This is a genomic window from Micromonospora sp. NBRC 110037 (assembly GCF_001652995.1).
Taxonomy (GTDB): Bacteria; Actinomycetota; Actinomycetes; order Mycobacteriales; family Micromonosporaceae; genus Micromonospora; species Micromonospora chalcea.
In genome coordinates, this window is the sequence record NZ_BBVA01000016.1 from 58,572 (window position 1) to 65,172 (window position 6,601).

General features: G+C 69.6%; 5 protein-coding genes and 1 pseudogene. All 6 read left to right on the top strand.

Going from position 1 to position 6,601, the window contains the following annotated elements; translation table 11 throughout:
• The first annotated feature begins 51 nt into the window (after window positions 1-51).
• Entirely contained in the window at window positions 52-696 is a 645-nt protein-coding gene (locus A4R25_RS29405) for a ferredoxin (protein WP_064448785.1), read from the top strand.
• A complete protein-coding gene (cobN, locus tag A4R25_RS29410) occupies window positions 693-4,292 on the top strand; it encodes a cobaltochelatase subunit CobN (RefSeq protein ID WP_043325463.1) in 3,600 nt (1,199 codons plus the stop codon). The genes A4R25_RS29405 and cobN overlap by 4 nt, the downstream gene beginning before the upstream one ends.
• A complete protein-coding gene (gene cobF / locus A4R25_RS29415) occupies window positions 4,289-5,068 on the top strand; it encodes a precorrin-6A synthase (deacetylating) (RefSeq protein ID WP_030275065.1) in 780 nt (259 codons plus the stop codon). Before cobN ends, cobF begins: the two co-directional genes overlap by 4 nt.
• 250 nt (window positions 5,069-5,318) lie before the next feature.
• Window positions 5,319-5,480: pseudogene (locus tag A4R25_RS30945) on the top strand (Fe-Mn family superoxide dismutase); the annotation flags it as partial.
• 5 nt (window positions 5,481-5,485) lie between these two features.
• Entirely contained in the window at window positions 5,486-5,746 is a 261-nt protein-coding gene (locus tag A4R25_RS29420) for a hypothetical protein (RefSeq protein ID WP_030275063.1), read from the top strand.
• 446 nt (window positions 5,747-6,192) lie between these two features.
• On the top strand, window positions 6,193-6,601 hold a 409-nt coding region (locus A4R25_RS29425), incomplete at its 3' end, for a winged helix-turn-helix domain-containing protein (RefSeq protein ID WP_064448786.1).

The following is a 6,601-nucleotide window of genomic DNA, read 5'->3' on the forward strand; positions in this document are numbered from 1 at the left end:
CGAAAGAAGACCCCGTGTCCCGATCGCACCGGATCACCGGCTCCTGACCCCGTGAGCGTCCTCGTTCACGTCGCGACCGCACTGACGGACGCCGCGTCGCCGGTGCTACGCGGGCAGGCCGAGGCAGCCGGCGCCCGACTGGCCTTCCTGCAAGCCGGCGAGCCGACGCTGACCCATGTGCTCGACCTGCTGCACGCCGAGGGCACCCGGGAGGTTCGCCTGGAACCGGTGTGCACCGACGACCTGACTTTCGCCCGTTCGTGGGTGGGACGCGTGGCCGGCCACTGGCACCGTCAGCAGATCGACCCGCCGGTCATCCGGTTCGGCGAGCGCGCGATCACCGGGCACGAGGCGCCACTCACCTCACCGGCCTGGGACACCCTGCCGCCGTACCGCCATCATCTACTGCTGTGCCGCGGCCCGCGCTGCAGTGCCCGCGGCGCGGACGAGACCTATCGCGCGATCGTGGGCGCGCTCGTCGAGCAGCAGCTCACCGACGCCGACGTCCTCATGGCCCAGACCGGCTGCCTGTTCCCGTGCAACCACGGACCAGTCGCCGTCGTGCACCCCGACGGCACCTGGTACGGGCCGGTGCGACCCGGCGACGCGGCACGCCTCGTCGGCGAGCACCTACGCGCCGGCCGTCCGGTCGGCGACCTGCGCCTCGGCTCCCGTGTCACCGAAGGAGAAACATGACACGTATCGCCCTGCTGTCCACCTCGGACACCGACCTGCTCTCGGCGCGGGCCAGCAACGCGGACTGGTCCTGGGCCAACCCTGCCCGGCTCACCGGCGAGCGCCGCGACACCCTGACCACCGAGGCCGAAGTGGTCGTTCTGCGGGTGCTCGGCTCGCCCGAGGACGTACGCGACCTCGCCGCGCTGATCCGCGGCACCGGCCGTCCCCTGGTCGTGCTCGGTGGGGAACGGACGCCGAACGCCGCGTTGATGGGGCTGTCGACCGTCCCGATCGGCGTCTGCGCCGAGGCGCACCGCTACCTCGCCGAGGGCGGCGCGGAGAACCTGCGCCAACTGCACGCCTTCCTGTCCGACACCGTGCTGCTGACCGGCGAAGGCTTCGAACCGCCGGCCGTGCTGCCCGAGTGGGGAGTCAGCCGGCAGCCGGCCCCGGACGCCCGGCCCCGCGTCGGAGTCCTGTACTACCGGGCCCACGAGGTGAGCGGCAACAACGCGTTCGCCCACGAACTCGCCGATGCCATCGACACCACCGGCGTGGCCGCCGGCGTACCGATCTACGTCTCGTCACTGCGGGCGGCGCCCGAGGAGTTGTACGCCGAACTCGCCACCCTGGACGCGATCGTCGTCACGGTCCTGGCCGCCGGCGGCGCCCGGCCCGCCACCGCGAGCGCCGGCGGCGACGACGAGTCCTGGGACGTCGAACGGCTGCGCGCCCTCGACATCCCCGTGCTGCAGGCTCTGGCGCTCACGTCCGGCAGAGCCGAGTGGGAGGCGTCCGACGAAGGCGTCACCCCGCTCGACTCCGCGACCCAGATCGCCATCCCCGAGTTCGACGGCCGCCTCATCACCGTCCCGTTCTCATTCAAGGAGGTCGACGCCGACGGCCTGCCCCGCTACGTGACCGACCCTGAGCGATGCACCCGCGTCGCGGGCATCGCCGTCAACCACGCCCGACTGCGGTATGTCCCGCCCGCCGAGCGCAAGGTGGCCCTCGTCCTGTCGGCCTACCCGACCAAGCACAGCCGCATCGGCAACGCCGTCGGCCTCGATACGCCCGTGTCGGCGATCCGATTGCTGCGCGCGATGCGAGATGCCGGCTACGACCTCGGCGCACCCGGCGCAATTCCCGGGCTCGACCCGCTGCTCCCGGTCGAGGGAGAGGATGCCGACACGACGGCCGGCAACGCGCTCATCCACGCTTTGATCGCCGCCGGTGGGCAGGACGAGGAGTGGCTCACGCAGGCTCAGCTCAGCGAGTCGCACGTGCGTATCAGCCGGGACGACTACCGGCGCTGGACTGCCGGATTGCCCGCCGCGCTGCGCGACGCCATGGCCGAGACCTGGGGCGAGGCTCCCGGCTCGCTTTTCGTCGACGACGACGGCGACATCGTGCTGGCCACCCTGCGCGCCGGTAACGTCGTCATCCTCATCCAGCCCCCGCGTGGCTTCGGCGAGAACCCGGTCGCGATCTACCACGACCCGGCCATGCCTCCGTCGCACCACTACCTGGCCGCGTACCGCTGGCTCGAACACGGCTTCGGCGCCGACGCGGTGGTGCACCTCGGCAAACACGGCTCGATGGAGTGGCTGCCGGGGAAGAACGCCGCGCTCTCAGCCGCCTGCGCCACGGACGCGGCAATCGGCAGCATGCCGTTGATCTATCCGTTCCTGGTCAACGATCCTGGCGAGGGTGCCCAAGCCAAGCGCCGCGCGCACGCCACCATCGTCGACCACCTGGTGCCGCCGATGGCACGCGCCGAAAGCTACGGCGACATCGCCAAGCTGGAGCAACTGCTCGACGAGCACGCCAACATCGCCGCGATGGACCCGGCAAAGCTGCCCGCGGTCCGCCAGCAGATCTGGACGCTGATGCAGTCCGCACAAATGCATCGCGACCTCGGCCTGGACGAACGGCCCGGCGACGAGGAGTTCGACGACTTCCTGCTGCACGTCGACGGCTGGCTGTGCGAGATCAAGGACGTACAGATCCGCGACGGATTGCACGTGCTCGGCCAGGCGCCGACCGGACAGGCACGCGTCAACCTGGTGCTCGCCGTGCTCCGCGCGACACAGGTCTGGGGCGGACAGAACCGGGCACTGCCCGGCCTGCGCGCCGCGCTGGGTCTTGCCGAGGACGCCCCGGCGGCCGACGTCGACGCCGTGGAAGCGCAGGCCCGTGCCCTGATCGAGGCGATGGAGAAGGCCAGCTGGCAGGCTGACGCGATCGACGCGCTGCACGACGACCCGGTGGTACGCGACGTCCTGCGCTTCGCCGCCGAGCAGGTCGTGCCGCGACTGGCCGCCACCACCGACGAACTGACCAACGTCCTGCACGCGCTCGACGGCGGTTTCGTCCCGGCCGGGCCCTCCGGCTCCCCGCTGCGCGGACTGGTCAACGTCCTGCCGACCGGCCGTAACTTCTACACCGTCGACCCGCGGGCCGTTCCGTCCCGTCTGGCCTGGGAAACGGGACAGGCGATGGCCGAGTCCCTCGTCGCCCGGCATTTCGCCGAAACCGGCGAGCATCCCCGATCGGTCGGCCTCTCCGTGTGGGGCACCTCCGCGATGCGCACCTCCGGCGATGACATCGCCGAGGTGCTGGCGCTGCTGGGCGTACGCCCCATCTGGGACACGGCCTCACGCCGGGTCAACGGCCTGGAGGTGATCGGCCTCGACGAACTCGGCCGGCCCCGCATCGACGTTACCGTGCGCATCTCGGGATTCTTCCGCGACGCCTTCCCGCACGTCATCGAACTCCTCGACGACGCCGTGCAGCTCGTCGCCGGGCTCGACGAACCCGATGAGCGCAACTACGTGCGGGCACACACCCGCCACGACCTCGCCGAGCACGGCGACCAGCGGCGGGCCACCACGCGGATCTTCGGTTCGAAGCCCGGATCGTACGGCGCCGGCATCCTCCAGGTCGTCGAGTCCGGCACCTGGCGCGACGACGCCGACCTGGCCGCCGTCTACACCGCCTGGGGCGGCTTCGCCTACGGCCGCGGCCTCGACGGCATCGCGGCAACCGACGACATGCGAACCAACTACCGGCGCATCGCCGTCGCCGCGAAGAACATCGACTCCCGCGAGCACGACATCGCCGACTCCGACGACTACTTCCAATACCACGGCGGCATGATCGCCACGGTCCGCGCGCTGACCGGCGCCGAACCCAGGGCGTACGTCGGTGACTCCACCACGCCCGACGCCGTACGCACCCGCAGCCTGCAGGAAGAGACCAACCGCGTCTTCCGCTCGCGGGTGGTCAACCCGCGCTGGATCGCGGCGATGCAGCGCCACGGCTACAAGGGAGCGTTCGAGCTCGCCGCCACCGTGGACTACCTCTACGGCTTCGACGCCACCGCCGGTGTCGTCCACGACTGGATGTACGAGTCACTGGCCCGCGAATACGTCCTCGACGAGACGAACCAGCAGTTCATGCGCCGCGCGAACCCCTGGGCACTGCGCGGCATCGTGGAACGGCTGAACGAGGCCGCCGACCGTGGACTGTGGGCCGAACCGGACGCCGAGGTCATGGCGGAGATGGCCCGCGTGTACCTCGAGGTCGAGGGAGACCTGGAGGATCAGGCGTGACACGGCGCCTCACCCTGGTCGGCCTCGGCCCGGGCGACCCCGAACTGGTCACGGCCCAGGCCGTCCGGGCACTCAACGAGGCCGACTACTTCCTCGTCGCCGACAAGACCGGACAGCACCCGGGCACGGCCGACCTCATCGCGATGCGCGAGGCGATCTGCGCCCGGCACGTCACCGGCGCCTGGCGGCTCGTGCACGTACCCGACCCGGAACGCGACCGTGCCGGCCCGGCCGACTACACCGGCGCGGTACGCGACTGGCACGAGGCACGGGCCGAGGCGTTCGAGCAGGCATTGCTGGACAACCCGGGAGACGCCGCAGTGCTCGTCTGGGGCGATCCGGCCCTGTACGACTCGGCGATCCGTGTGGCCGACCGCATCGCCGAACGCGCACGGGTCGACATCACCGTGGACGTCGTACCCGGCCTCAGCAGCATCCAACTGCTGGCGGCACACCACCGGCTCGTCCTCAACACAATCGGCGGCCCGATCACCATCACGACCGGCCGCCGCCTGCTCCACGACGCGGCGACACACGACAACCTCGTCGTCCTGCTCGACGGGGCATTGACCTGTCGCCAGCTCCCCGAACTGTCGGCCTGGCGGATCTGGTGGGGCGCGAACCTCGGCTCGTCCGACGAGCAACTGGTGGCCGGCAACCTTGACGAGGTCGCCGACCGAATCTGGTCCCGGCGGACGGCGGCGAAACAGAGCCGCGGCTGGGTCATGGACACGTATTTGTTGCGCCGGGCCGGCAGCCTCGAGCGGCGATCCTGAGAATCACATCCTTTGACCCACCGATGATCACCCAGCCGTGAACGCACTCCTGCGATCGTTGGCCGCAACCCGTTACTGTGCGTGCCGCTCTAACGCCTTGCGCCGAGCCTTCCTTCACTACAATCGCCGTTGTAGCGGCCGTGCTCCACGCGGAGTAAGTAGATCGCGTAGTGATCCGTTGATGATCGGATGTCGGCGACCGTTTCAGTACGGGCGCGTCTAATTGGTTGCGCCAGCCAACGTCGGGCAGGGCTCAACCCCGATCCTGGTGTTCGACGCCTGGGAGCACGCCTACTACCTGCAGTACCGCAACGTCCGCCCGGACTACGTGGACCGGCTGTGGAACCTGGTCAACTGGACCGACGTCATCTCCCGCTTCGACGCCGCCCGCGCCGCCACCCCGAAGATCTGATCGGGATGACCGGGTACACCCCCGAGGCGGCCGAGATCGTCCAACGCGCCGCCGGGGTCATCGCGGCCAAGCATCGCGGTGACCTCGCGGGCGCGGAGGAACTGATGTCGGCGTTCGGCTCCGAGCAGTCCCGCACCCTCGGCTTCTACCTCCTGGCCGATCTCGCTCTGGGCCTGGTCAAGGCGCAGAGCCGCCAGTCGATGGACGACCTGGTCCGGGAGCTGTCCTTACTCTTGGCCAACACCGTCCAGTCCCAACCGGCATGACGGTCCGCTGGGTTCCGCCCGGAGGCGGAACCCAGCGGGCAACCGCAGCGTCACCGCCGAGCTCGGGCAGGCCCGATGCGGCGGATGAACCGCCCCGGATCTTGTAGAGCCGTCTCCACATAACCCGGGGCGGCTCAGGCCCAGCGAACCTGGCTCAGAGAGTGTTGGGATACCTCGACGTAATCTTCGTTAAGTGTGTGTCAGCGAAGATCGCGTCTGTGTGGCTGTGCCTGTAAACCGGGCCTACGAGTTGTCGCGGCAGAACATGCCCCGCCCGCGGCGGCAACAGGTGACAGTATTCCAGGATGATTGATGTTCGACGCCGTGCGCCCAATCAGACTTGAGGATTACAGAGGTTGAAAGGCTGACGTCCGTCGGCGTGTCTGCGTGATCTGGGTCGATGTGGGCGGTAGGTCGGAGGCATGAGGTATCCGGCTGGTGGTGGCATGAACGCGGCAGCCCGGGTCCGGCGTGAGAAGGTCCGGATCCAGGCCGCGACCATGTTCGAGAAGTCCGTACCGACCGCGCAGATCGCTTCTGAGCTGCGGGTTTCCGAGAAGTCGGTGCGTCTGTGGCGACGGCAGTGGACTGCTGGCGGAACGGAGGCTCTGGCGTCGGCCGGGCCGGGAGGCTCGGACTGCAAACTCTCGGTTGAGCAGCTGAAACAGCTGGCCGGGATGCTCGACGAAGGGCCGATCGTGCACGGCTGGGACGATGCCCGCTGGACCCTCGCGCGGGTGGCCGAGGTGATCGAGCGCCGCTTCGGCGTCTCCTACACGCTGCGCGGGGTGTCCTATCTGCTGCATCGCATCGGGTACAGCCAGCAGGTTCCCACTCGTCGGGCGATCGAACGCG

Coding starts and splice junctions, on each gene's coding strand:
- A4R25_RS29420 (WP_030275063.1), top strand. CDS start 5,486: ATGACCGGGTACACCCCCGAGGCGGCCGAGATCGTCCAACGCGCCGCC.
- cobN (WP_043325463.1), top strand. CDS start 693: ATGACACGTATCGCCCTGCTGTCCACCTCGGACACCGACCTGCTCTCG.